Origin of the sequence: Microbacterium croceum (assembly GCF_023091245.1) — a bacterium.
In the GTDB taxonomy this organism is placed as follows: Bacteria; Actinomycetota; Actinomycetes; order Actinomycetales; family Microbacteriaceae; genus Microbacterium; species Microbacterium croceum.
Genome location: NZ_JAHWXN010000002.1, coordinates 45,276 through 67,573, shown reverse-complemented (window position 1 = coordinate 67,573; position 22,298 = coordinate 45,276). Strand labels below are relative to the sequence as shown.

The 22,298-nt window shown below is 68.0% G+C and carries 24 protein-coding genes and 1 tRNA gene; 18 read left to right on the top strand and 7 right to left on the bottom strand.

Translation table 11 applies throughout. The features are described from left to right. Positions 1-25: 25 nt before the first annotated feature. Positions 26-292 (top strand): DUF3039 domain-containing protein, encoded by a 267-nt coding sequence (locus tag KZC51_RS14375; protein ID WP_045253497.1) that lies wholly within the window; start codon positions 26-28, stop codon positions 290-292. A gap of 48 nt (positions 293-340) precedes the next feature. Here KZC51_RS14375 and KZC51_RS14370 read toward each other — a convergent pair whose 3' ends face one another. Further along, positions 341-1,666 carry a nicotinate phosphoribosyltransferase gene (locus tag KZC51_RS14370; protein WP_247630720.1) on the bottom strand — a complete coding sequence of 442 codons (1,326 nt, stop codon included), beginning with the start codon at positions 1,664-1,666 and terminating at the stop codon, positions 341-343. A gap of 63 nt (positions 1,667-1,729) precedes the next feature. Between KZC51_RS14370 and murI the strand changes: the two genes are divergently transcribed. The 5 genes from murI (at position 1,730) to KZC51_RS14345 (ending at position 5,631) form a co-directional block, all read left to right on the top strand. Further along, positions 1,730-2,566, top strand: coding sequence for a glutamate racemase (gene murI / locus KZC51_RS14365; protein ID WP_247630719.1), 837 nt, complete (start codon positions 1,730-1,732; stop codon positions 2,564-2,566). A 39-nt stretch (positions 2,567-2,605) separates the two neighbouring features. Further along, on the top strand, positions 2,606-3,343 hold the full coding sequence (gene rph, locus KZC51_RS14360; protein WP_247630718.1) for a ribonuclease PH: 738 nt from the start codon (positions 2,606-2,608) through the stop codon (positions 3,341-3,343). Further along, positions 3,343-3,936 carry an RdgB/HAM1 family non-canonical purine NTP pyrophosphatase gene (gene rdgB, locus KZC51_RS14355; RefSeq protein ID WP_247631293.1) on the top strand — a complete coding sequence of 198 codons (594 nt, stop codon included), beginning with the start codon at positions 3,343-3,345 and terminating at the stop codon, positions 3,934-3,936. Before rph ends, rdgB begins: the two co-directional genes overlap by 1 nt. 60 nt (positions 3,937-3,996) lie before the next feature. Next, positions 3,997-4,569: a dihydrofolate reductase family protein gene (locus KZC51_RS14350; RefSeq protein WP_247630717.1), complete on the top strand. Its 573-nt coding sequence runs from the start codon at positions 3,997-3,999 to the stop codon at positions 4,567-4,569. A gap of 141 nt (positions 4,570-4,710) precedes the next feature. After that, on the top strand, positions 4,711-5,631 hold the full coding sequence (locus KZC51_RS14345; RefSeq protein ID WP_247630716.1) for a cation diffusion facilitator family transporter: 921 nt from the start codon (positions 4,711-4,713) through the stop codon (positions 5,629-5,631). Positions 5,632-5,637: 6 nt separating this feature from the next. Here the strand turns inward: KZC51_RS14345 and ligD are convergent, their stop codons facing one another. Beyond that, positions 5,638-7,581: a non-homologous end-joining DNA ligase gene (ligD, locus tag KZC51_RS14340; RefSeq protein WP_247630715.1), complete on the bottom strand. Its 1,944-nt coding sequence runs from the start codon at positions 7,579-7,581 to the stop codon at positions 5,638-5,640. 71 nt (positions 7,582-7,652) lie between these two features. Here ligD and ku point away from each other — a divergent pair, with 71 nt between their 5' ends. Continuing rightward, on the top strand, positions 7,653-8,462 hold the full coding sequence (gene ku, locus KZC51_RS14335) for a non-homologous end joining protein Ku (RefSeq protein ID WP_247630714.1): 810 nt from the start codon (positions 7,653-7,655) through the stop codon (positions 8,460-8,462). 36 nt (positions 8,463-8,498) lie between these two features. Here the strand turns inward: ku and KZC51_RS14330 are convergent, their stop codons facing one another. Next, positions 8,499-9,272, bottom strand: a complete 774-nt coding sequence (locus KZC51_RS14330; RefSeq protein WP_247630713.1) for a DedA family protein — start codon at positions 9,270-9,272, stop codon at positions 8,499-8,501. Between the two features lie 66 nt (positions 9,273-9,338). Next, positions 9,339-9,420 (bottom strand) — tRNA-Leu (locus KZC51_RS14325). A gap of 135 nt (positions 9,421-9,555) precedes the next feature. Here KZC51_RS14325 and KZC51_RS14320 point away from each other — a divergent pair. The 8 genes from KZC51_RS14320 to KZC51_RS14285 all read left to right on the top strand — a co-directional run bounded on the left by KZC51_RS14320 (position 9,556) and on the right by KZC51_RS14285 (position 15,471). After that, entirely contained in the window at positions 9,556-10,749 is a 1,194-nt protein-coding gene (locus KZC51_RS14320) for a TadA family conjugal transfer-associated ATPase (RefSeq protein WP_247630712.1), read from the top strand. After that, the gene (locus KZC51_RS14315; protein WP_247630711.1) at positions 10,746-11,603 is read left to right on the top strand and encodes a type II secretion system F family protein; all 858 of its coding nucleotides are present in this window, start codon (positions 10,746-10,748) and stop codon (positions 11,601-11,603) included. Before KZC51_RS14320 ends, KZC51_RS14315 begins: the two co-directional genes overlap by 4 nt. After that, a complete protein-coding gene (locus KZC51_RS14310) occupies positions 11,600-12,538 on the top strand; it encodes a type II secretion system F family protein (protein WP_247630710.1) in 939 nt (312 codons plus the stop codon). Before KZC51_RS14315 ends, KZC51_RS14310 begins: the two co-directional genes overlap by 4 nt. 21 nt (positions 12,539-12,559) lie before the next feature. Further along, entirely contained in the window at positions 12,560-12,757 is a 198-nt protein-coding gene (locus tag KZC51_RS14305; protein ID WP_247630709.1) for a hypothetical protein, read from the top strand. A 1-nt stretch (position 12,758) separates the two neighbouring features. Then, a complete protein-coding gene (locus tag KZC51_RS14300; protein ID WP_247630708.1) occupies positions 12,759-13,160 on the top strand; it encodes a TadE/TadG family type IV pilus assembly protein in 402 nt (133 codons plus the stop codon). Beyond that, the gene (locus tag KZC51_RS14295; protein WP_247630707.1) at positions 13,129-13,584 is read left to right on the top strand and encodes a TadE family protein; all 456 of its coding nucleotides are present in this window, start codon (positions 13,129-13,131) and stop codon (positions 13,582-13,584) included. The genes KZC51_RS14300 and KZC51_RS14295 overlap by 32 nt, the downstream gene beginning before the upstream one ends. Before the next feature lie 47 nt (positions 13,585-13,631). Further along, the gene (locus tag KZC51_RS14290) at positions 13,632-14,015 is read left to right on the top strand and encodes a hypothetical protein (RefSeq protein ID WP_247630706.1); all 384 of its coding nucleotides are present in this window, start codon (positions 13,632-13,634) and stop codon (positions 14,013-14,015) included. A 760-nt stretch (positions 14,016-14,775) separates the two neighbouring features. Next, positions 14,776-15,471, top strand: coding sequence for a hypothetical protein (locus KZC51_RS14285; protein ID WP_247630705.1), 696 nt, complete (start codon positions 14,776-14,778; stop codon positions 15,469-15,471). Between the two features lie 597 nt (positions 15,472-16,068). On the opposite strand, the gene KZC51_RS14280 is transcribed toward KZC51_RS14285, so the two are convergent. Next, entirely contained in the window at positions 16,069-16,257 is a 189-nt protein-coding gene (locus tag KZC51_RS14280; RefSeq protein WP_141871340.1) for a hypothetical protein, read from the bottom strand. 82 nt (positions 16,258-16,339) lie between these two features. Continuing rightward, complete coding sequence (locus KZC51_RS14275; RefSeq protein WP_247631292.1) at positions 16,340-17,569, bottom strand: MFS transporter; 1,230 nt, start codon at positions 17,567-17,569, stop codon at positions 16,340-16,342. A gap of 186 nt (positions 17,570-17,755) precedes the next feature. On the opposite strand from KZC51_RS14275, the gene KZC51_RS14270 reads away from it, so the two are divergent. The 3 genes from KZC51_RS14270 (at position 17,756) to prfB (ending at position 21,073) form a co-directional block, all read left to right on the top strand. Further along, positions 17,756-18,916 (top strand): sensor histidine kinase, encoded by a 1,161-nt coding sequence (locus tag KZC51_RS14270; RefSeq protein WP_247630704.1) that lies wholly within the window; start codon positions 17,756-17,758, stop codon positions 18,914-18,916. Next, complete coding sequence (locus KZC51_RS14265; RefSeq protein WP_247630703.1) at positions 18,904-19,887, top strand: DUF8320 family protein; 984 nt, start codon at positions 18,904-18,906, stop codon at positions 19,885-19,887. Before KZC51_RS14270 ends, KZC51_RS14265 begins: the two co-directional genes overlap by 13 nt. A gap of 76 nt (positions 19,888-19,963) precedes the next feature. Next, positions 19,964-21,073 carry a peptide chain release factor 2 gene (prfB, locus tag KZC51_RS14260; protein WP_247630702.1) on the top strand — a complete coding sequence of 370 codons (1,110 nt, stop codon included), beginning with the start codon at positions 19,964-19,966 and terminating at the stop codon, positions 21,071-21,073. A gap of 59 nt (positions 21,074-21,132) precedes the next feature. On the opposite strand, the gene KZC51_RS14255 is transcribed toward prfB, so the two are convergent. Next, positions 21,133-22,227, bottom strand: coding sequence for a DUF2510 domain-containing protein (locus KZC51_RS14255; RefSeq protein ID WP_247630701.1), 1,095 nt, complete (start codon positions 22,225-22,227; stop codon positions 21,133-21,135). Positions 22,228-22,298: the final 71 nt, after the last annotated feature.

The window sequence follows — 22,298 nt, the reverse complement described above, 5'->3', positions numbered from 1 at the left end:
ACCCTGACGCGGCTAGACTCACGGGATGAGTACTCCGCTGGACAGCCCCGATCAGGGCGGCGTGGCAACGCTTGATCGCGAACTGGAAGAGCTCCTTCGTGAGGAGAACCTCGAACCGGGTGACCATGAGCGCTTCTCGCATTACGTGAAGAAGGACAAGATCCTCGAGTCTGCGATCACCGGCAAGCCGGTGCGTGCGCTCTGCGGGAAGAAGTGGACTCCGGGGCGCGACCCCGAGAAGTTCCCCATCTGCCCGACGTGCAAAGAGATCTACGAGTCCATGGTCCGCTGACGGGATAGCCCGTCAAATACCAGCGGACCGGCGCGCCCCGACGACCTGTCAGGCGACGTCGACGTAGACCGTGGGGATCGCGGGGTCCGACTTGCTGAGCGCGAGGGCCCGCACCGGCAGCTCTTCGCGCACTCGCAGGTGGTGGGCGCGCGCGGCCGAGGTTCCCGCTGGGCCTTCGTGGGCGGTGTCGATGTCGCCGCTCTCCGCGAAGGTCACCTGCAGGGCGCGACCATCTGTGTGCCCCGAAGGCGACTCGAGCTTCTCGAAGCCGTCGGCGACCACCACCGTCTCGCTCACCGCCACACCGTCCTCGATCGTGCGGAAGGCTGCCTTGCGCCCGCCGTGCGACGCCTTATCCGCTGATGCCTTCGCCACGCCGACCCAGGAGCCGTCTGAGTCCTGGCGTGCGACGAGCTTGTAGACCATGCTCGCGGTCGGATAGCCGGAACCGGTGACGACGGAGGTTCCGACGCCGTAGGAGTCCACGGGGGAGGCTGCGAGGGCGGCGATGGCGTACTCGTCGAGATCGCTGGTCACGGTGATGCGCGTCTCCGTCGCACCGAGCTCGTCGAGCTGGGCGCGCACCTCGGCCGCCACGATCGGCAGGTCGCCCGAGTCGATGCGCACGCCGCCGAGCCCGGTTCCCGCCACGCGGATCGCAGTCTCGACTCCGGTGCGTATGTCGTAGGTGTCGACGAGCAGCGTCGTTCCGGTGCCCAGACTGTCGATCTGTGCACGGAACGCCTGCTCCTCGGTGTCGTGCAACAGGGTCCAGGAGTGTGCGGCCGTGCCCATCGTCGGAATGTCCCAGCGACGCCCGGCCTCCAGGTTGCTCGTTGCACCGAATCCGGCGATGTAGGCGGCACGGGCGGCGGCGACGGCGGAGTGCTCGGCCGCGCGACGCGAGCCCATCTCGGCGAGCGGTCGCTCACCGGCGGCGATGCTCATGCGCGACGCCGCGGTGGCCACGGCCGAGTCGTGATTGAGCACGCTCAGGGCCAGCGTCTCGAGGACCACCGCGTCGGCGAACGTCCCCTCGACCGTGAGGATGGGGGAGCCGGGGAAGTACAGTTCGCCCTCGCGGTAGCCGCGGATCGAGCCGGTGAACCGGTACTCCTCGAGGTACTTCACCGCGGGCGCATCCACGATCCGGTTGTCGCGGAGGAAGCGCAGCTCGTCGTCGCCGAAACGGAAGTCCCTCACGAGGCTCAGCAGGCGTCCGGTCCCGGCGACCACCCCGAACCGGCGCCCGCCCGAGAGGCGCCGGGAGAACAGCTCGAACACGCTGGGGCGGAAGGCCGTCCCGTCGCGGAGCGAGGCAGCGAGCATCGTCAGCTCATAGCGGTCGGTGAGCAGCGCCGTCGACGAGGTCATGCGCTCAGCTTAGTGAGCGCGGTGATGCGCGCGGCGGCTCCGACGCGGGTAGGCTGGGGAGTCATGAACGACGCGCCGATCGGGATCTTCGACTCCGGTGTCGGCGGGCTCACGGTGGCACGGGCCATTCGCGCCCAGCTGCCCCGTGAATCGTTCGTCTACATCGGCGACACAGCGCACTCGCCATACGGGCCGAAGCCGATCGCCGACGTGCGCCGCTACTCGCTCGAAGTGCTCGACACCCTGGTCGATCAGGGCGTCAAGATGCTCGTGATCGCGTGCAACACGGCGTCGTCGGCGATGCTGCGCGATGCCAGAGAGCGCTACGACATCCCCGTGGTGGAGGTCATCGGCCCGGCAGTGCGTCGGGCCGTCTCCACGACCCGCAACGGGCGGGTGGGCGTCATCGGCACGATCGGCACGATCGGCTCGCGCGCCTACCAGGACATGCTCGAGGTGAACGAGCGGCTCGAGGTCTTCACCGCCGCCTGTCCGCGCTTCGTCGAGTTCGTCGAGGCGGGCATCACCGGCACACCCGAAGTGCTGGCGGTCGCCGAGGAGTACCTGGCCCCGCTGCGCGATGCCGGGGTCGACACGCTCGTGCTGGGCTGCACGCATTATCCGTTCCTCCGCGGCGCCATCAGCTACGTGATGGGCGAGGGTGTGACCCTCGTCTCCAGCGATGACGAGACCGCGGGTGACGTGTACCGACAGCTGGTCCGCGATGATCTCCTCGCCTCGCCGGATGCGACCGCGACCTACGTGTACGAGGCGACCGGCGACTCCGCCACGGAGTTCACCGCCCTCGCCAACCGTCTCATGGGCCGCGAGGTCCGTGACGTGCAGCTGGTGCAGACCGGCGTCATCACTCTTCCCGAATCCCTCTCCGAGCCGTACTGACGCGGCGCGGTCCTCCCTCCCCCCACTCGAAAGAAGACCATGACCGAAATCGTCCGCGCCGACGGCCGTTCCACCGATCAGCTCCGCGAGATCACCATCGAGCGCGGATGGAGCGCACAAGCTGAGGGATCCGCGCTGATCAGCTTCGGCGGCACGAAGGTGCTGTGCACGGCATCCTTCACCAACGGCGTTCCGCGCTGGCTGACGGGCAAGGGCAAGGGGTGGGTGACCGCCGAGTATGCGATGCTGCCCCGGGCGACGAACAGCCGCAACGACCGTGAGAGCGTGAAGGGGCGCATCGGCGGACGCACGCACGAGATCTCGCGCCTGATCGGTCGTGCTCTGCGCGCCGTGGTCGATACCAAGGCCCTGGGCGAGAACACCATCGTCATCGACTGCGACGTGCTGCAGGCTGACGGAGGCACGCGCACCGCGGCGATCACCGGCGCCTACGTCGCGCTGGCCGACGCCATCGAGTGGGGCCGCGCCAAGAAGTTCATCGGCAAGAACTCCACTCCGCTGCTCGACTCGGTCGCCGCGGTCTCGGTCGGCATCATCGACGGTGAGCCCATGCTCGATCTGGCATACGTCGAGGATGTGCGCGCGGAGACCGACATGAACGTCGTCGTGACGGGCCGCGGCCTGTTCGTCGAGGTACAGGGGACGGCGGAGGGTGCGCCGTTCGACAAGCGCGAGCTGGATGCCCTGCTCGACCTCGGCGTCGCCGGCTGCGCGACGCTGAAGGACCTGCAGACGGCGGCCCTGGCGGGCGAGTGATGAAGGTCGTCCTCGCGACCCACAATCCGCACAAGGTCGCGGAGTTCCAGCAGATCGTCGCGCAGACCCGTCCGGACCTGGAGGTCGTCGCCTATGACGGTCCGGAGCCGGTCGAAGATGGCGTGACGTTCGCCGAGAACGCGCTCCTCAAGGCGCGGGCCGCATCAGCGCACACGGGATTGGCGGCGCTCGCCGACGACTCCGGGATCTGCGTCGACGTGCTGGGTGGCTCGCCCGGGGTCTTCTCGGCGTACTGGGCGGGACAGCGTAAGGATGCGGCCGCGAACCTGGAGCTGCTGCTCGACCAGCTGCGCGACATCGCCGATCCCCATCGCAGGGCGCACTTCAACTCGACGATCGCTCTCGTCACGCCGGAGGGGCGGGAGTACGTGGTCGTCGGCGAGTGGCCGGGGCGCCTCGCGCAGGGGGCATCGGGCGGCGGCGGATTCGGTTATGACCCTATCTTCATCCCGGACGGGCAGAAGGAGGGAACCGAGCGCACGGTCGGCGACTTCAGCGCCGAGGAGAAGCAAGCGCAGTCCCATCGCGCCCGCGCATTCGCCGAGCTCGTGCCGCTCCTCGAGAAGCTCTGACACCCACACCATAACCACTACGCTTGACGTACTTCGCACGTAGTGGTTATGGTGTGTCGCATGCGACAACTCACGTACTGCATCGGCGTCACTCTCGACGGCTTCATCGCCGGGCCCGACGACGAGGTCGACTTCTATCCCCTCACACCGGCGTTCGAGGAGATGCTCGGCACCGAGCTCGCCGACGTCCAGCCCGCGCACGTGCGGGCGCGGCGCGGAGAAGCGGACGCCCCCGTGACGCGGTTCGACACCGTGGTCATGGGGCGCCGCACCTACGAGCCGGCGCTCCGGTTCGGCATCACGGATCCGTATGCGCAGCTGCGCACCCTCGTGTGCAGCACGACGCTGGCCGACCCGGGCGAGCCGAACGTGGAGATCGTCCGCACCGATCCTCTCCGCCGCGTGCAGGAGCTCAAAGCCGAGGACGGTCTTGGGATCTATCTCGCCGGAGGCGCGGGTCTCGCCGGTGAGCTGCTCGATGAGATCGATCGTCTGATCGTGAAGAAGTATCCGGTGATCGCCGGCTCCGGCATACCGATGACCCGCCACGGCTTCGCGCCGACGCTGTTCGCGTTGGAGGAGGTGCGCGCCTTCGACAACGGCTGCGTGGTGCTCAGCTACGTGCGTCCGTGATGGGACGCAGGTCGAACTGACGTCGGTTCGTCAGCCTTCGTCGTCTGCTCGCTCGCCCCGCGGCTGATCATGGTTCTCGTTACCCTTCCCGACTAGCGGAAATCAGCCTCTCGACAGGGATTCCCGGTCTAGCCTGAAGACATGCACGATCACGCTCCCGCTGCCGGCGGCATCCGTTCGGCAGGCCATCGCCGCCTGCTGACGATCTCGCTCTGCCTGACCGCGAGCATCATGCTCGTACAGGTCGTCGGGGCGATCCTGACCGGCTCGCTCGCGCTGCTCGCCGATGCCGCGCATATGTTCACCGACGCGTCCGCTCTCGTGATCGCGCTCATCGCGGCGGCGGTCGCGGCGCGTCCGGCCGACGATCGTCGCACGTTCGGATACCAGCGTGCCGAGGTGTTCGGAGCACTGATCAACGCCGTGATCCTGATCCTCCTCGCCGGGTGGGTCGGGATCGAAGCGGTCGGTCGGCTGCTGAACCCGAGTGATGTCGAGGTCGCCGGTCCGCTGATGCTCGTGGTCGCGATCATCGGACTCCTCGCGAACGGTGTCTCGATGTGGCTGCTGAGCCGCGCACAGCGCACCAGCATCAACGTGCGCGGCGCGTATCTGGAGGTCATGGGCGACCTCATCGGCTCTGCCGCGGTCATCGTGGCGGCCATCGTGATCGTCGCGACCGGCTGGATGCCGGCGGATGCCATCGCCTCGATGTTCATCGCGGTGATGATCATCCCGCGGGCGATCTCGCTGCTCCGTGAGGTGTTCTCGGTGCTCTCGGAGTCCGCGCCGAAGGGCACCGCGGTGAGCGACATCCGACAGCACCTGCTGGACTACGAGGGCGTGACGGGCGTGCACGACGTGCACGTGTGGCAGCTCACGCGTGGAGCCCCCGTCTTCAGTGCGCACGTCAGCGTCGATCCGGCGTATCCGGCGGACGGGCGATCGGCGAGACTGCTCTCCGACCTGCAGTCGTGCCTCGCCGACCATTTCGATGTGGAGCATTCCACCTTCCAGATCGAACCCGCCGAGCAGTCCGACTGCGAACCGCATCACGCCTGACCGCGTTCAGGCCTCGCGCACCACGTCTTCCGCCGCCTTGTCAGGGCGAAGTCCTCGCCAGCGTGCGTGCCGCAGCACGCCGTCGGGCGTCCAGTTCGCGAACTCGACCTCGCCGACCAGTTCCGGCCGCACCCAGAGTGCATCCGCGGCGTCGAGCGCCGGGACGCCGTTCAGCGGAGCAGAGTCGATCCGCAGCGGCTCGAGACGCGCCAACAGGTCACGCAGCGAGCGTTCGGTGAATCCGGTGCCTACCCGTCCGACGTAGCGCAGCGCCCCGCCCGCCGAGTCGCGGACGGCGAGCAGGAGCGAACCGAGCGTGCTCTCGCGGTCGCCCTTGCCGGGGCGGATGCCGACGATCACCGCCTCCTGCATGAGCGTGTGCTTGACCTTGAGCCACGACGGGGAACGCTGCCCCGGCCGATACCGCGACGACGGATCCTTGGCGACGACGCCTTCGAGTCCGAACTCCCGGCTTGCGGCGAGGGCGGCATCGACGTCGTCGAAGACCGGAGGGACCTTCACCGGGGCATCGAGTTCTTCGGCCAGGTCCTGCAGCAGCGTGCGTCGCTGTCGGAGCGGCATGTCGGTGAGGTCGTGGCCGTCGAGGCGGATCAGATCGAAGAGCAGGTAGACGATCGGTGTGCGCACGACCTCGCGCTCGATCTCCCGCGGACGCGTCAGGTGCATCCGGTTCTGCAGCAACGAGAAGCTCGGTCGGCCGTGATCGTCGAACGCCACGATCTCGCCGTCGACGACGGCATCCGAGGCGGGGAGGAACGGTGCGCCGTCGGCGGTGAGCTCGGGATACCGCGCCGTGATGTCGGTGCCGCTGCGGGCGTGCAGCAGCATCCGTCCGTGGGACCAGGTGCCGACGGCGCGGATGCCATCCCACTTCACCTCCACCCACGACGGGGTGCTCAGGCTCCGGGCCAGTGCGGGAGTGCCGTTCTCGGCGAGCATCGGCGACAGCGTGGGCTTCTGCGCAGCGGATGCCACGGCCGCTGATGCCCGCGGGTAGCGGTGCGGATGGCGGGGCGCGATGGGCGGCGCGGTGGCGGGAGCCTCGCCGCGGAGACCGGCCAGCGGATCGATACCGGCCGCGGCGCGCGCGAGCACCGCATCGATCTCCAGCTGTGCGAGATCGGGGTCGTCGAGTTCCTCCCACGTGCGGGGAGCGGCGACCCAGGGCCGCGCGCGGCCCCGGAGCGAGTACGGCGAGATCGTGGTCTTCTTGCCGTTGTTCTGGCTCCAGTCCAGGAACACGCGACCGCCGCGCACCGCTTTCGACATCGTCGCGGTCGCGAGGTCGGGGTGCTCGTCCTCGATGAGCCGGGCGAGTTGCTTCACGACCGCGGAGATCTCGTCGCTGGTCTGCTCACCGGGCAGTGCCGCGTAGAGGTGGATGCCCTTGGATCCGCTCGTCACCGGCAGCGGGTCGAGTCCCATGCCAGTGAGGATGCCGCGGGCGATGCGGGCGACCGCCGCGCACTGCACCAGATCGACGCCGGGTCCCGGGTCGAGGTCGAGCACGAGCCGGTCCGGCCTCCCTGGCAGCCCTTCGGCGGTGAACCGCCACTGCGGCACATGCAGCTCGATCGCGGCGACCTGGGCCAGCCACACCAGCGTCGGCACGTCCTGCACGAGCGGATACTCCTTGGCACCGTCGGAATGCTGGATCTCCTGGCGCGGAATCCACTCCGGAGCGCCGCGCTCGAGCTGCTTCGTGAAGAAGGCATCGGCCGGGGCATCCGCCGTGCCCACGCCCTCCACCCAGCGCTTGCGCGTGACAGGGCGTCCGGCGAGCAGGGGCAGGAGCTGCGGGGCGATCGTCGAGTAGTAGGCGATGATCTCGCCCTTGGTCGTACCTGTCTCGGGGTAGACGACCTTGTCGAGATTGGTGACGCGCAGGCGGCGGCCGTCGATCTGCACGATCTGCCCGTCGCTCGCCATGACGCCAGGCTAGCGGCGCGCAGGCCCCGCGGGGCTAGCCGCCGTGGGCGCGGCTGGTGTCTACTGGTCACATGAGGACGATCTGGAAGGGCGCGCTGACATTCGGGCTCGTCAACGTGCCGGTGAAGGTGTACTCCGCCACCGAGGACCACGACGTGTCGCTGCATCAGGTGCACGAGAAGGATGGCGGACGCATCCGCTACCAGCGCACGTGCGAAGTGTGCGGGGAGACCGTCGCGTTCGCCGACATCGACAAGGCCTATGTCGATGAAGGGCAGACCGTCGTGCTCACCAAGGACGATCTCGCGGCCCTGCCGGCCGAGAAGAGCCGTGAGATCGACGTGGTCGAGTTCGTGCCATCGGATCAGGTCGATCTGCTCACGCTCGACAAGCCGTACTACCTCGAGCCCGACTCGACTTCGCCCAAGGCGTATGTGCTGCTGCGCAAGACGCTCGAGCAGACCGACCGCACCGCCATCGTGCGGTTCACGCTGCGGCAGAAGACCCGGCTGGCCGCGCTGCGGGTGCGTGGCAAGGTGCTGGTGCTGCAGACGCTGCTGTGGGCCGATGAGGTGCGCGAGGCGGAGTTCCCTGCCCTGGATGAGGACGTCCGCATCTCGAAGAAGGAACTGGAGCTGTCGGCATCCCTCGTGGAGAGCTACTCATCGGACTTCGACGCGGAGGAATTCGTCGACGAGTACCAGAAGGAGCTGCGCACTCTCATCGACGCCAAGATCGAGGCGGGCGACACGTTCGACGTCTCCGACACCTTCGGCGAGAAGGAGTCGGACGCCCAGAGCGGGGAGGTCATCGACCTCATGGAAGCACTGCGGGCGAGCGTGGCGAAGTCGAAGGAGCAGCGGGCGCAGAACGCCGGCTGATCCCCGGTCCTCGCAGCGACGAGGACCGGATGGTGATCAGTGCGTGCCGTCGCCGTCGAGGTCGGGGGCGCGGTCGAACACCTCGGCGTCGAGTACGAGCTCCTCTGCCTCGGTGGCGTCGGTGACGACATCTTCACCGGCGGCAGCGGCCTTCTTAGCCTTGTGACGCTCGGACAGGTAGTGCCACAGGGTGATCAGGGCGGTGCCGCCGACCGCGGCGAGCAGGATCAGGTCGATGTAGCTCTCGACGAAGTGGGCGACCGGGGGGATGAACCCGATGGCGTATCCGAACATCGTCAGACCGAAGCCCCAGAGGATCGCGCCGATGAGGTTGTAGAGCGTGTAGCGGCGCCACGGCATGTGTCCGACACCCGCGGCCACGGGAGCGAAGGTGCGCACGATCGGGACGAAGCGGGCCAGGATGACCGTGATGCCGCCGAAGCGCTCGAAGAACGCGTTCGTGCGCTCGACGTTCTTCTTGCTGAACAGCCCGGATTCCTTGCGTTCGAAGACGGCGGGCCCGCCCTTGTGCCCGATGACATAACCGACCTCGCCGCCGATGAACGCGGACAGACCGATCAGCAGCGCGACGAACCACACGTTGATGCCGAAGACGCCGTGCTCCGAGCCGGCGACCGGGTGCGACAGCAGACCGGCGATCACGAGCAGCGTGTCACCCGGGAGCAGGAATCCGACCAGCAGTCCCGTCTCGGCGAAGACGATGAAGCACACCACGAGCAGTGCCCAGGGCCCGGCGGTGCCGATGATCATCGCGGGGTCGAGCCAGGGGATGAGAGCGGCGTGATGCATCGGTGTCCCGTCGTGGAGATGTGTGCGGCGGTCAAGAGGTCGAGCGCGTACGGTGCGATCGATCAGTGCGGAAGGTGGGACTTGAACCCACACGCCCTAGGGCACAGGAACCTAAATCCTGCGTGTCTGCCAATTTCACCACTCCCGCGCGGTGGAATCAGTCTACTGATCAGACGAAACGAGAATCTGGGGATCAGCCCGCAGTTGCTCGCCGGCGCGCTCGCCGCAGACCGCATGTGGATAACTTCGGAGCCGGGAACGGGATTCTTGCGAGGATGCACGGGTGAATCACCCCTCTGCCGTCGTCGCCGAGCGCGTGCGACTGCGGTTGCGTGCGGAGAGCAGCGACCCCTCGATCGACCCGGAGGCTCTGCGTCGTGTCGCGGTCTCGGAGGTGCGTCGACACAACGATCTGGCGCTCTCGCGCGGCGAACAGCTGATCGAGGACGAGGCGGCCTGCGTGCGCGATGTGCTCGCGTCGGTGAGCGGCTTCGGCGTGCTGCAGCCGCTGCTCGACGATCCCGAGATCGAGGAGATCTGGCTGAACGGTCCCGCCCACGTGCACGTCGCTCGGGGTGGGGTCGCGGAGCGGATCGATCTGCATCTGACGGATGCGACGATGCGCGATCTCGTGGAGCGGATGCTGCAGTCGACCGGCCGCCGCGTCGACATCAGCCAGCCGTTCGTCGACGCCTCGCTCCCGGACGGATCTCGCCTGCACGTGGCGATCGCCGATGTCGTGCGAGGCTCTTGGGCGGTCAACATCAGGAAGTTCCTGCCGAAGTTCCGCTCGATGGAGGCGCTCACCGCGCAAGGAGCGATGCCGCGGTCGCTGGCGACGCTGCTGCAAACGGCCATGCGCGATGGGGTGAGCGTGATCGTGTCCGGCGCCACGCATGCCGGAAAGACCACGCTGCTCGGTGCGCTTCTGGACTCCTGCGCCGACCGCCAGCGCATCATCACGGTCGAGGAGACGTTCGAGCTCGCGGTCACCGGGCCCGATGTGGTCGCGCTGCAGGGCCGGCAGGCGAGCCTGGAGGGCACGGGCGAGATCACGCTGCGCCGACTGGTGAAGGAGGCTCTGCGCATGCGGCCGGACCGGCTGGTGGTGGGCGAGGTGCGAGATGCGGAAGCCCTCGACCTGATCCTGGCACTGAACACCGGGGTTCCCGGGGCGGGAACAGTGCACGCGAACTCGGCGGTCGAGGCGCTCGAGAAGCTGACGATCCTGCCGCTGTTGGCCGGACGCAATATCGATCGCGCATTCGTCGCGCCCGCGCTCGCCGCGGCAGTCGGGCTCGTGGTGCACTGCGAACGGGATGCGGTCGGACGCCGCCGTGTGCAGGAGGTGATCGCGCCGACCGGTGACGTCAGAGACGGGCGCATCATCGCCCGGTCGATCTACTCGGCTGCGCCTGACGCGCTCGCCGCCGGAGGGCGCTCCGCGGCGCTGCGGCGTTCCGAGGTCCTGTCGTGACCCTGCTGCTCGGCGCTCTCCTTGCCGCCGGCGTGCTCCTGAGCGTCTCGCCGTGGATGTGGCCGCCGCGCGCCAGAGCGGAATCGTCTCCGCGAAGGGGGCGCCTCGCACGGCTGCAGGAGGAAGCCGGACTCGCTGCACTCGGGCGGCGCACGATCGTGAGCGCGATCGCTGCTGCGGCGATGGTCGCCGCAGCTGTGGCGTGGTTGCTCACGACGATCCCTGTTCTCTCTCTCCTCGCCGGCGTCGCGGGCGCCGTGGCGCCGGTGCTGTTCCTGCGGGCGCGACGGGTCCGTCTGCGACGGCTCCGGCGACAGCTCTGGCCCGACGTCTGCGATCTGCTCGTCGCCTCGATCCGGGTGGGGCTCTCGCTGCCGGACGCCGTGGCCGGGCTCGGCACCTCCGCGCCGGCGATGCTTCGCCCCGCTTTCGCCGTTTTCGCCCGCGACCTGCAGGCGACGGGCCGCTTCGAGGCGAGTCTCGATCGGCTCAAGGTCGCTCTCGCGGACCCGATCGGCGACCGCATCGTCGAGACCCTCCGGATGGCACGCCAGGTCGGCGGGACGGAGCTCACGAACGTGCTGCGGGCGCTGTCCGCGTCGGTGCGCGCCGATGCGGCACTGCGCGGTGAAGTGGAGGCGCGTCAGTCGTGGATCCGGGGTGCCGCCGTGCTCGGGGCGGTGGCGCCGTGGGTCATCCTGGGGCTGCTCGTGATGCGCCCGGAAGGTGCCTCCGCGTACGGCACGCCGGAAGGGATGCTCGTCATCTGCATCGGAGCCGTCGTGTCGGTGGTGGCGTTCCGCATCATGATCCGCATCGGCCGACTGGCGGAGCCGCGGCGGTGGTTCGGATGAACGGCGTCACGGCGATCGCGAACGCGGTGCTGCTCGGCGGAGCGTTCGGTGCCGGAGCGCTGGCTCTGATGTCGGCGTTGCCGCGGTGGCGGGCGCCGTCGCTCGCGGTGCGTATCGCCCCCTACATCCGCGATGTGGTCGCTGACGAGGACCTGCCGCGTGGCATCCTCCCGACCGCGGGCGTGCTGCCGGTCGGTGGTCGCACGCTCTGGCAACGGGCACAGGGGGCGTTCGAGCGTCTGGTCGGCGGCGGCGACGCGCTCCGACAGCGGCTCGCGCAGGCGGGCTCGCCGATCGACCCGTCCGCCTTCCGTGGCAGACAGCTCGGCTGGATGCTGGCGGGGATCGCACTGGGAGCGATCGTGCTGATCGTCCTCGTGCTCGCCGACCGGATGACCGCCCCGATCGCGGTGCTGCCTCTGCTGGCCGGAGCGCTCGCCGGTGTCGCGTACGACATGCAGCTCTCGGCACGCGTCGCCTCCCGTCGTGCTCGGCTGACGGAGGAGCTGCCGACGATGCTGGAGTTCCTCGCGCTCTGCCTTTCTGCGGGTGAGGGCTTCCTCGACTCGCTGCGGCGGGTCACGACCGTCGGCTCGGGGGAGTTGACCGGTGAGCTGCGCCAGGTGGTGCTCGCGGTGAACACCGGTTCGCCGCTCGCCGAGGCGCTCGCCGCGATGGCAGCGCGACTGCAGCTGCCAGGGCTGACGCGCGCAGTCGACCAGGTGATCGCGGCGCTCGAGCGGGGTGCGCCGCTGGCCGGGGTGCTGCACGCCCAAGCGGCAGATGCGCGGGAGGACGCGAAGCGGACCCTCATCGAACAGGCAGGACGCAAGGAGATCTTCATGCTCCTGCCGTTGGTGTTCCTCATCCTGCCGCTGTCCGTCCTGTTCGCGATCTACCCCGGCTTGTTCATCTTGCGGCTCGGCATCAGCTGACCGCTCCGAGAAAGGAAGACCATGACGACCCTTCGACGCTGGCGGACGGATGCGATTGCCCGGCTGCGCGATCTTGCCGAAGATGAGCGCGGCGACGTGCCCGGATGGGTGCTGGTAACGCTCATGACGGCGGGCCTCGTGGTGCTGATCTGGGCGGTCGCCGGGCCCGCGCTCTCCGCGCTCTTCGAGCAGGCGATCCAACGAGTCTCCGGGCTCTGACGTGAGCGTTGCTCGTGCGTTCTCCGACGACCGCGGGTCGAGTCCGGTGGAGTTCCTCCTCGTGGGAACGCTGCTCACGGTGCTCACGCTCGCGGTGCTGCAGCTCGCGGTTGCTGTGTACGTGCGCAATGTGGTGCACGACTCGGCTGTCGAGGGCGCGTACTACGCGGCGCTCGCCGATACGACTCTCGCGGAGGGAGCGGAGCGCACCCGGATCGCGATCACGCGGGCCGTCGGAGCGGAGTATGCCGAGGAGATCAGCGTCCAGCGCTCTGATGTGCAGGGGCAAGCCACGGTCGACGTGCGGGTGCGCACGATCCTGCCGGTGATCGGGCTGCTCGGTATCCCCTACGGATTGGAGGTCGAGGCGCATGCGCCGGAGGAGAGCCTGGGCGACGAATGACGACGGGTCAGCGGCGTTGGAGTTCATCACGGTCGGAGTGATCCTGCTGGTGCCGCTCGTCTATCTGGTGATCGTGCTCGGTGTGATCCAGGAGCAAACGCTCGGGGCGGAGGCTGCCGCGCGCCACACCGCGCGGGTCATCGCACTGGCCTCGGATGCCGACACCGCCGCCATCCGAGGGGAGGCGGTGCTGGAGGGGATCACCGAGGAGTACGGACTCGATCCGGACGACGTGCAGGTCTCGGTGGCGTGCGTGCCGGCGGGCGCGGACTGCCCGTCGTCGGGGGCCACGGTCACCGTGACGATCGGTGCCCGGGTCAGCCTCCCGTTCGTCCCTGCCGTGTTCGGACTCGACCGTGCGCTGTCGATCCCGGTCGAGGCATCGGCGGTGCAGAAGGTGTCGCGGCTGTGGGGCGCGCAGTGAGGCGTTCTCACGGAGGAAGGGGCGAGCGCGGGGGAGAGGAGGGCAGCGTGCTGCTGCTCACGCTCGGCTACGTGCTCCTCGCTCTGTCGCTGCTCTTCGTCTGCGTCTGCGCCACCGATCTCTACATTTCGCAAAAGAGACTGGATGCCCTCGCCGACGCCGCCGCGCTCGCCGGAGCCGACGGCTTCACCCTGGTGGCCGAGGGCGAGAGCGTGCGGGCGGAACTGACCGACACCGGGGTGCGCGACCAAGCACTGGCGCTGATCGCCGTGATGCCCGGCGATGCGAGTCTCGTCGCCGCAGACACTCCGGACGGCGTCTCCGCCCGGGTGACGATGGCCGCGCCGTGGCATCCACCTTTGTTCGCGCCCTTCGTCCCGGACGGGGTGCCACTGGAGTCCACCGCGACGAGCCGTACGGCGCTGCGCTGACGGCGTCAGAGAGGGATAGGAATGGAACTAACGACGCCGTCTTCACCAGTGGGCGGAAGAGGTCGGCGACATCTGGATCGATGAACGGTTCTCTGATCAGCTCGACGAGCGGCGCATCACGGGGCGACGCAGCAGGTTGCTTGGTGCGTACGAGATGTCGGGTCGCGTCCAGGAGGCCTTTGAGACTTCCGGGCCTCGGCTGCGCGAAGCGCCAGGATGCAACTGTCGGCGGCCACAGGGGCTCTTGAGGCCGGTTGCTGCCTGCCTGGTTGAGCATGTGGTCGTTGCCGAACTTGGTCACGTCGACGCGAATGATCGACTAGACGGCTCCACTCTCGCAACCGGAGGCCGTCACCTCGCAACAGCTCACGCGCGATTCACGCAACAACGTCCCTGGGCATCACAACTAGCAGCTCAGCTCCTCATCTACGAAGTTGGATTGCGGCGCTTCATCGCAGGGATACGCGTGATCGTCAGCCTGTTGTTCGCCGAGACGACAGCGTTGACGTACAAGGAGTGTGTCGGCGTCTCACCATCCGAGCATCGGAGGATGGCCGAGAAACGTGCCTTGTCAGAGTTCGTAGACGCGGACCGCGCAAAGTCGAGCGCAGGCGCCTCCCAGATTCTTTGCGTCCTGATCCAGCACGAACAGAGCCAATATATAGCAATTTGTTCCCTAAATGGTCTACAGACTTGCTCTAGTCCGGTCGCCTAAGGTAGTTCAAATCAATCAACTCGATGGAGATTCGAAGGAGATACCATGAAGCGACGTTTGAAAGCTGCGCTCGGCTGGGTGGCCGTAGCGGGCATCGTCGGCACGGCGACGATGGGATCTGGCCCCGCCTTCGCGAGCGACAGCGAGACCGGCTCCGATGCTGGTGCAGCGCAGGAAACCTACGAGCTGCTCGATTCGTCGTCGGATCCCCTGGCAACCTTTGACGCCTTGCCATTGGAAGACCAAATCGCCTTCACGGACTATTTTCTGCCGGTTGACGAGGTTGTGACGGTCACGCTGACACCCCTCGATGCTCGCAGTGCCGCGGCCGTCAAGTCTGGCACTGTTGGTTCGGACTACGCGTCGATGGCCGAAGCGCAGTCTGCGGTCGCCGCGGCGAGCGGTTGCTGGGGAGGCTATGTCAGGCGAACGGCGTACTCCGCCGCGAATATCGGGTTGTACGACATCCATACCGAGGGGAAATGGTGCGGCAACGGGACTCGTGCCACTTCTGCAACGTTCTCCCGCTCGTGGTCAACTATCGGAGTGATTGGGTGGCGCGACGCGGGCCAGATCGATAAAGGCGCAGGCGTCTACGGCGGTCAAGCTCGTATTTGGGCTCAGCGCAAGATGATCTTCGGTGCGGGAGGAATAGACCTTCAGGAGTATCGTCCTTGCCTGCGTCTCAACGGCCATGGAAACGGAGGCAAGTCTCTGACCGTGGTTTGCTCAATCTACTAAGGTCGTACCATGTCCGAAGTCACGAATACGTCGAACCACGCGCGTACACGATTGATCTATGTAGCTATCGTACTCGGGGGCATTGTCACATTCGGATCGTTGATGTTCGTCCTTCCCCTCGGCCTGGCGCTCCTCGCTGCAAATATCGTTCTTGCTGTTGTAACGCACGGCACGTTCAGAAGACTGTTTGCGAGTGTCGCCATCGGTGGGTTGCTTTTGTGTCTGGGCGTCGCCCTTACGCTTTTCACCGCAAGGTTCTAGTCGACAGTCCAGGTTGAGCGCTGGTTGCGCAGGGGCCAGAGCCAGGGGAAGACTCCGGCGCTTTAAGCGAACTGAATACGGGACTACAGACCCCCACCTGGCTAGAGGCGCTAGGTGGGGGTCTGTTCATTCGCGAGAGGGCGTTCAGCGTGGCGGAGTCCAATGGCCACAGCAACGGCGCCTGGAGGTGTCGGATCGCTCGGCAGAGTAGAGGGCCGCATCACGGCCACGGCGAAACGAAGCGCGGCATTCGGGAACTCCTCATCGCCGGTGCGGAGTGGGAGGCCTACTTCGAGTAACGCGCGCGGGAGGCGTGTTTATCGAGGCGAGTTCGGCTCAGAACCAGCCGAGCCAGTCGCCGAGGAAGTACACGCCGACCGCCACGACGAGCAGTCCGACACTGATCGACGACCAGAGCATCGCGCGCGGCTTCGTGTCCTCTTCCGAGAGCTGGCGGAAGGAGGCGCCGAGGGGATTATCGTTGATGCCCGGCATCTGACTGAATTCCTGCTGGTGTGGCTCCATAATCGACCTCCTCGAACTGCCACTCTCTCAGCAGCGCGGTGTCATCGCAACGCCGTCGTGATGTCGACGCGCTCAGCCCGCGTCAGTCTCGGGTTTTCGACCGCGGGACGAACCGCGGGATCCACCGCAGGAATCCGGCGGCTCCGAGCAGACCTACGACGCCCATCGCGGCGGCGGCGATCGGCAGCGAGGCGATCGCGATGATCCCGGATATCAGCAGTGGGGCGATCGCACCGCCGGCATCCGTCAGCGTGCGCCACGACCCCAGGAACGGTGCGGGGTCGCGCTTGGGAGCGACGTCGGCGCCGAGAGTGAGCAGGATGCCGCTGGAGAGTCCGTTGCCGACGCCGAGCATTGCGGCGAACATGCCGTACCAGAGCACGGCCGCATCACCGTCGTGCGTGAAGGAGAGGGCGAGGAAGGCGGCGGCCATCAGCACCATTGCCGGCATCGCCGCCCAGAGGCGTCCGAACCGGTCCATCACCTGCCCGCTCGCGTAGAACAGGGCGAAGTCGATCGCACCGGAGACGCCGACCACCAGGGCGATCGTGGAGGCATCCAGCCCGAGCGACAGCCCCCACAGCGGGAGCACGACCTGGCGCGCCGACCGTACGGCCGAGAGCGACGCCGCCGCGAGTCCGAGCCGGCCGAGCACGGCACGCTGCCGCCACATGGTGCGGAAGATGCCCGCGCGTTCGACGGTCGGGATCGCACCGCTCACCGGCTCGCCGGAGTCCTCGATGAACGACCGCGCAGACGGGCGGGTGATCGGCGGGATGTCCTTCTCCGGATCCGGACCGACGAGGACCAGGAGCACCATCAGCACCAGGCAGCCCACGAAGAACCAGATCGCGGCCGCTTCCGCGTCGAAGAGCTGCAGGAGTCCTGCCGCCACGAACGGCCCGATGAAGATGCCGAGTCGGAAGCTGCCGCCGAGCAGCGACAGCGCACGCGCCCGGAACGCCACCGGCACCCGGGTGGTCATGAACGCGTGACGCGCGAGTCCGAACGCCGCAGCGCAGAATCCGAGCAGGAAGACAGAGGCCGCGAGCACACCGATCGACGGCGCGAAGATCATCCCCGCCGCGGCGGCCATCGATACCAGCCCGGCGATCACCATCGTGAAGCGCTCGCCGATCCGGGCGACCGCCCAGCCGGCGGGCAGGTTGCCGCACAGCTGCCCTACCACCAGTGCGGATGCCACGAGGGCGGCGAAGGCGACATCGGCCCCCATCCGCGCGGCGATCACGGGGATCAGCGGGATCACGGCGCCCTCGCCGAGGGAGAAGAGCACGGTCGGCAGATACACCATCGGCCCGAACTGTCTCAGGATCGTCGATGCACCGCTCACAGTCCGAGGCTACTCCGCGACGTCGCCTCAGCCGCGCCGCCGACGGCGGTCGTGCGCTCGGAGCGGTGACCCGCGCACGGATTGCATATTGGTTGTCGACGCCGGATGCGCGAAACTGATCGGCGGGAGAAGTACAGGAGGCAGCCGGTGGGGAATCGGCTTTCACAGCAGCGCGCATCTGAGCCCCGCACGGATCGACAGGTCGGCTGGCTGATCGCACTCGGGTCGATGGTCGGCGCCTGGGCGCAGGCGGCGCCGCTGTTCTTCGCGCAGGCAGAGCTGTTCGACACCTGGTGGCAGGTGGCGTCATGGACCTGCATCGCACTCTTCGTGGTGCTCGCGGTCGGGGGACGGGTGCTGCCGATGACGGTGCTGCGCACGCTGTGGGCGGTGATCCCGGCCGCGGTCATCACGCTGCAGCTGGCGTCTTTCTTCGCCTACAACGGGCCTGCCGAGGGCGTCGTGCCCTGGCTCTGGATGATGGAACCGGGCTCGGTGACACTCCTGGTGCTGCTGTTCCGGCCTCTCGTGGCGGTGGTGCTCACCGTATTCTCCGGTCTGTCCGTGGCGCTCTCGGCGTGGGTCTTCACCGGCGCCGTGCCGGAGGTGATCGCCGCCGCGACGCCGATCCACGTGAGCAACATCGGGTTCGTGGTGATCTTCATCGGGATCCGTGCACGGCTGACGCAGTTGCGGCGACTGGAGGAGGAGGCGCGTGTCGCCGCGGAACGCCAGGCCAGGCAGGAGGCGGAAGCTGAACGCAACGCGGAGCTGCAGCGCCTCGTGCACGACGAGGTGCTCTCTGTGCTCGCGGCCGCTGCGCTGTTCAAAGGAGACGTTCCGCGTGAACTGCAGGATGAAGCGGCGCATGCGCTCCTGGTGCTCCGCGACTCCGGTGACCCCGATGAGTCGGAGTCCGGGGCGACGATCTCCGCCGGGGAGGCGGCGGAGGAGATCCGCCTGCGCGCCGCTCGCTTCTCGTCCGTGGAGCTGAGCATCACCGATCACGGCGGGTCGCTTCCGAGACGGGTGGTGCAAGACGTGTCGGCTGCTGCCGCCGAGGCGATCCGCAACGCCCGGCGCCACTCCGGCGCAGAGAGAGTGGTCGTCGATGCCGTGATCTCGCCGGGCCGGATCCGGGTAGTGGTGCGCGATCACGGTGTCGGATTCCGTGTCGAGGCGGTCCCGCCGGAGCGGCTGGGGGTGCGCGACAGCATCATCCGTCGCATCGAGCAGAGCGGGGGACGAGCGGAGATCCGTTCCGCACCGGATGCCGGCGTGGAGGTGACTCTGTCATGGCCACGGTGATGCCGAGCGGCACCGGAGCCGCAGGTCTTGCCACCCGGGCAGCGCGGTTGGCCATGATCGCCGTGTGGTGCTGCGGTATCGCGCAGGGAGCTCTCGAAGGGCTGTTCTCGCCGCCGGTGCCGGCCTATCTCCTTGCACTGCTCGTGGTACTCGCCGGCGCAATCGTGCTGACGCACCGCAGTGATGAGCCCTTGCGTGGTGTGCGCGCCTGGGCGGTGCCGGCTGCGACGCTGGCCGCCACGGTGTTGATGCTGTCGGTCCTGCACGAAGCGGGGGAGACCTGGGTGATCTACTTCGCCTCGTACCTGGTCGCGCTCCAGATCGGGCGCGGCAACCCGATGATCGGCGGTATCGGGCTCGGCGCACAGATCGCCCTCATCCTCGGATGGGGGTCGCTCACCGGGCAGACCGCCGCGGGAATGGTCGACATGCTCAGCATCCCGATCATGTCGGGAGTCCTCGGCGTGATCTGGCGTCTGACGCTGCGTAGCATCGTGGCGCGCGAGCGTGCCCATCGTTCCGAAGCTGCGGAGAGCGCGCGAAAGGCCGCGGCCGCGCGGGCCGCCGCGGCGCAGTACCGTCGCGAACTCGGTGCCATCGCCGCTGAGGTGCAGCAGGTGCTCGAGCGCGTGCGCGACGCGGATGAGCTCGACGAGGACTTCCTGACCGAGCTGACGATGCGGGAGGGGACGATCCGCGACCGTATCCGATCCCCACGCCTGCACCACCCCGCGCTCGCCGATGCGGCTGCCGACGCGCGGTTGCGCGGCGTGCGCGTCGCCGTGCTCGGCAGCCACGTACCCGATGCGCCGCGGATCAGCGATCGCACGGCGGCCCAGGTCGCCGCTGTCCTCGACGGCATCGCAGACGGATCGGTGGTGATCTCCTCCGGCGCGCGCTCGATCGATGCGCTGAGCATCGTGATCGATGACGGAGAGGCGCATCGACGGATCGAGATGTCGGTCCGGTGATGCGTGGGGAGGGCACCGTGCTGCCGGTCGGGAAACCGGCGGCGCAGAAGTCCGCGGCAGGATAGGCTCGGATATCATGCTCGAACTCGATCTCTCCGCCGACATCCAGGCGCTCAGGCACACCTTCGGCGACATCAGCGAGGTCGTCGATGTCTCCCGGCTCCGCGACGACATCGCGCGGCTCAGTGAGGAGGCTGGCGCGCCCGACCTCTGGGACGACACCGAGAACGCCCAGAAGGTGACCAGCGCGCTCAGTCACCGGCAGTCCGAGCTCGCCCGCATCACCGGCATCGCCCAGCGCCTCGACGACCTCGAGGTGCTCGTCGATCTGGCCAACGAGATGGGCGATGAGGACTCCGCGCAGGAGGCGCGGGCCGAGCTCGCCGCCCTCACCGACCTGATCAACCAGCTCGAGGTGCAGACGCTGCTCGACGGCGAGTACGACGACCGCTCGGCGATCATCACGATCCGCTCCGGCGCCGGCGGCGACGACGCCACCGACTTCGCCGAGATGCTCATGCGCATGTACCTGCGCTGGGCCGAGCGCCACAAGTATCCCGTCAAGGTCATGGACACCTCCTACGCCGAAGGGGCCGGCATCAAGTCCGCCACGTTCGAGATCGACGCGCCGTACGCCTTCGGCACGATCTCCGTCGAGGCCGGCACGCATCGCCTCGCGCGTATCAGCCCGTTCGGCTCTGCGGACAAGCGTCAGACCTCGTTCGCCGCCGTCGAGGTCATCCCGCTCATGGAAGAGGCCACCGAGGTCGACATCCCGGAGAGCGACATCCGAGTGGATGTCTTCCGCTCCTCCGGTCCCGGCGGGCAGTCGGTCAACACGACCGACTCCGCCGTGCGCCTCACCCACCTTCCCACCGGCATCGTGGTCTCGATGCAGAACGAGAAGTCGCAGATCCAGAACCGAGCGGCCGCGATGCGCGTGCTGCAGACCCGCCTCCTGCTGCTGCAGAAGGAACAGGAAGCGGCGAAGAAGAAGGAGCTCGCGGGAAACATCACCGCGAGCTGGGGCGACCAGATGCGCTCGTACTTCCTCTACGGCCAGCAGCTGGTGAAGGACCTCCGCACCGGCCAGGAGTCGGGCAACCCCGCAGCCGTTTTCGACGGCGACCTCGACGACTTCATCTCGGCCGGCATCCGTTGGCGCAAGCGTCCCAGCGAGGACTGAACTTCGAGACGCAGAAGGCCCCGGATTCCTCCGGGGCCTTCTGCGCGTGCAGCGACAGCTCAGCCGACGAAGCAGGCCGTGATCGCCTCGGTGTCGCCGAACACCTCGGCCACTCCGGTGGCGGCCTCGATGTCGGTCAGCGTGCCATCGCTCTCCGCGATCACACGCAGAGTGTCGTTGTCGAGGTCGGACGCGACGAAGACTTCAGCGATGCAGGAGATCTGCGCGTCGGTATAGCCGTCGGCGCCGGGCGTCGCGCCGATGATGGCGGCGAGGCCCACAGCGACCTCGTCCGCGGTCGGGCGAGTCCCCGTGTCCGCGCCATCGTCGGGAACAGCGGTCTCGCCGGGCTCGGTGGCCTCGATGGACGGCGAGGAGCTGGGGAGGTTGTCGATCTCGTTGCTGACGCCCTGCGCGAAGGCGAACAGGTACACGAACGACATCACGATGCCGATGATCGTGCCGACCACGGCGAGGACCAGACCCGTGATGCCCGGCCACTTCTTGCCCTTCAGGAAGAGCGAGACGAGCGAGACGATGAATCCGGCGGCGAGCAGGATGAAACCGATGAAACCGATGACAGGGAAGAAGACCAGGATCGTGCCCAGCGCCCCCAGCCCCAGTCCGACCAGTCCCAGGACCGAGACCTTCTTCGGCCCTTCGGGAGCGACCTGTCCGTAGGGTGCGGCCTGCCCGTAGGGTGCAGCCGCGGGGTAGCCGGACGGGGCAGCCGAGTAGGCATCCGGGGACGCCGGGGTAGTACCCGGGTATGCGGGAGTGGAGCTTGCGTACACGGGGGCGGCGTCCTGGTAGACAGGGGCCGGCTGGCCCGGTGCGGCGGCCGGGTACGCCGGAGGCGCAGCGGCGGAGATCCCGTCGTCGAGCGGAGTCGTCGCCGCGGTCGCGCTCTGGTCGGTCGCGCGGATCACGGTGTCGTCGATTGACGGCTCCTCGGCGTGCGTGGCGTCGGGCGCTGACACCTCGGCCGGGGCGTCGGTCTCTGCGGACTCGGTCTCGACCGGCGCTGCGGCCTCGGCCGGAGCTGCGGCCTCCGGTGCCGTCGCCTCCGGCGCGAAGTGCTCGGTCCACTGCTGGCCGTCCCACCAGCGCTGTCGTCCGGATCCGTCGTCGTACCAACCTGCAGGTGTCGTCATGGTTCCCCCTAGAAGCAATGGGCCGGCCGCGAGTGCGTCACCGGCACTCTCATGTTAACAGGGGCCTGTGA

Coding starts and splice junctions, on each gene's coding strand:
- prfB (WP_247630702.1), top strand. CDS start 19,964: ATGCTCGAACTCGATCTCTCCGCCGACATCCAGGCGCTCAGGCACACC.
- KZC51_RS14375 (WP_045253497.1), top strand. CDS start 26: ATGAGTACTCCGCTGGACAGCCCCGATCAGGGCGGCGTGGCAACGCTT.
- rdgB (WP_247631293.1), top strand. CDS start 3,343: ATGAAGGTCGTCCTCGCGACCCACAATCCGCACAAGGTCGCGGAGTTC.
- KZC51_RS14295 (WP_247630707.1), top strand. CDS start 13,129: ATGCGCCGGAGGAGAGCCTGGGCGACGAATGACGACGGGTCAGCGGCG.
- murI (WP_247630719.1), top strand. CDS start 1,730: ATGAACGACGCGCCGATCGGGATCTTCGACTCCGGTGTCGGCGGGCTC.
- ku (WP_247630714.1), top strand. CDS start 7,653: ATGAGGACGATCTGGAAGGGCGCGCTGACATTCGGGCTCGTCAACGTG.
- KZC51_RS14255 (WP_247630701.1), bottom strand. CDS start 22,227: ATGACGACACCTGCAGGTTGGTACGACGACGGATCCGGACGACAGCGC.
- KZC51_RS14265 (WP_247630703.1), top strand. CDS start 18,904: ATGGCCACGGTGATGCCGAGCGGCACCGGAGCCGCAGGTCTTGCCACC.
- KZC51_RS14345 (WP_247630716.1), top strand. CDS start 4,711: ATGCACGATCACGCTCCCGCTGCCGGCGGCATCCGTTCGGCAGGCCAT.
- rph (WP_247630718.1), top strand. CDS start 2,606: ATGACCGAAATCGTCCGCGCCGACGGCCGTTCCACCGATCAGCTCCGC.
- KZC51_RS14310 (WP_247630710.1), top strand. CDS start 11,600: ATGAACGGCGTCACGGCGATCGCGAACGCGGTGCTGCTCGGCGGAGCG.
- KZC51_RS14275 (WP_247631292.1), bottom strand. CDS start 17,569: ATGGTGTATCTGCCGACCGTGCTCTTCTCCCTCGGCGAGGGCGCCGTG.
- ligD (WP_247630715.1), bottom strand. CDS start 7,581: ATGGCGAGCGACGGGCAGATCGTGCAGATCGACGGCCGCCGCCTGCGC.
- KZC51_RS14370 (WP_247630720.1), bottom strand. CDS start 1,666: ATGACCTCGTCGACGGCGCTGCTCACCGACCGCTATGAGCTGACGATG.
- KZC51_RS14305 (WP_247630709.1), top strand. CDS start 12,560: ATGACGACCCTTCGACGCTGGCGGACGGATGCGATTGCCCGGCTGCGC.
- KZC51_RS14285 (WP_247630705.1), top strand. CDS start 14,776: ATGAAGCGACGTTTGAAAGCTGCGCTCGGCTGGGTGGCCGTAGCGGGC.
- KZC51_RS14350 (WP_247630717.1), top strand. CDS start 3,997: ATGCGACAACTCACGTACTGCATCGGCGTCACTCTCGACGGCTTCATC.
- KZC51_RS14280 (WP_141871340.1), bottom strand. CDS start 16,257: ATGGAGCCACACCAGCAGGAATTCAGTCAGATGCCGGGCATCAACGAT.
- KZC51_RS14330 (WP_247630713.1), bottom strand. CDS start 9,272: ATGCATCACGCCGCTCTCATCCCCTGGCTCGACCCCGCGATGATCATC.